At 43.1% G+C, this 1,293-nt stretch carries 1 protein-coding gene and 1 pseudogene; both read right to left on the bottom strand.

Translation table 11 applies throughout. From position 1 onward, the window contains the following. Nucleotides 1-255, bottom strand: a pseudogene (locus ACO0LF_RS31265) (hypothetical protein); the annotation flags it as partial. 165 nt (nt 256-420) lie between these two features. Continuing rightward, the gene (locus tag ACO0LF_RS31260; RefSeq protein WP_423021284.1) at nt 421-948 is read right to left on the bottom strand and encodes a hypothetical protein; all 528 of its coding nucleotides are present in this window, start codon (nt 946-948) and stop codon (nt 421-423) included. Between the last annotated feature and the right edge of the window lie 345 nt (nt 949-1,293).

Genomic DNA, 1,293 nt, shown 5'->3' with positions numbered 1-1,293 from the left:
AGCGCAAACCTTGCGCGCTATCTCAAATTTTTCTTCTGTTTTTTCAGCGTCTTTTGCTTTTTCATACTGAGCGAATAAATCTTCAGCCTCACGATGATCTGCTTCCAATAAACTGATGGCGTCCTGGTGGGCGGGTGTTGACATGGCTTTCTCCTGTTGGGCGATGGCTGTATGGTTAAAATGGCCGTGTAATTTGATTGCGACCAGACGTGAGAATAGGCGGTGAACCTGTTTAATACAGTCAGTGAAGCTCATGAGCGAGCGTAGGTGGTGACGCTGAGTCGTGTAGGAGAGATTTTCTGTATTTCCTCCTGATATTAACTATGCTTTATTGAACCGCCCAACATCAGCTCATAAAAAAAGGGCACCATTAAGGTACCCTTCGGTATCAGTTTTCGTTACCGAAAATTCTGCTGCCAATTAACGGCTTTTGGAGCTGCTGGCTGATTTCGAGCCAGAATCTGCTTTTGAACCAGATCCCGATTGAGAACTGGATGAAGAACCAGATTTTGAATCTCCGCTGTCAGAAGACCGTGCAGACTTGCCTTCAGATTTACTGTCATCGTCTTTATCATCATTCTTGTGACTTTGCTGCCCAGCTTTTACATGCTGTTCATGCGTGCCACCCTGGATGCCTGTATGGGAACCGTTGGAAGAGCCTGATTTTGAACCAGATGAAGAGTCTGATTTCGAGCCTGAAGAAGCCGATTTTGAATCGCTACTGTCAGAGCCGCTACCAGCTTTACCGTCAGATTTGCCATCAGACTTGCTGTCTGATTTGCTATCCCCGGAATCTTTATCATCATTTTTATGACTTTGCTGACCTGCCTTCACATGTTGTTCATGTGTACCACCCTGAGTTCCGCTTGAACCAGATGAACTGGAGGATTTGGAAGAACCAGAAGACGAATCGTTTTTACCTGTAGAGCTTGTAGAATTTGTAGACATTATATTTTCTCCATTAGTACTAAGGCTGAGGGTTAGGCCATCGCACATATTGATTGCTGGTTTGTTTAACCAGTGACGCTATCTTAAGTAGCAAAGAAAATAATGACAGTCAGCTAACACGTCACTACTTTGTAGTCTTTTACGCTAGTTTAATGAAGTACCTGAGGACAGTAAATATTCGAAATTCCTTTGTGAATTTGAACTCTTTTTAAAGCTAAGGAATCTCTGATTAAGTAAACGCATTCTGATTCAGAAACGTTAATAGAAGCATCATCCACAGTCAATCATTAAAGCCATGAGACAGACTACATTTGCCCAAGGAAGCTTTGAACGTTACGCCAAGAC

This window comes from Undibacterium sp. Di27W (genome assembly GCF_049340345.1).
Taxonomy (GTDB): Bacteria; Pseudomonadota; Gammaproteobacteria; order Burkholderiales; family Burkholderiaceae_D; genus Undibacterium.
The sequence above is the reverse complement of the archived record's forward strand: the minus strand, read 5'-3'. Positions and strand labels throughout refer to the sequence as shown.

What these genes read in the sequence shown, in the direction of transcription:
- ACO0LF_RS31260 (WP_423021284.1), bottom strand. Translation starts at nt 948, where the DNA reads ATGTCTACAAATTCTACAAGCTCTACAGGTAAAAACGATTCGTCTTCT.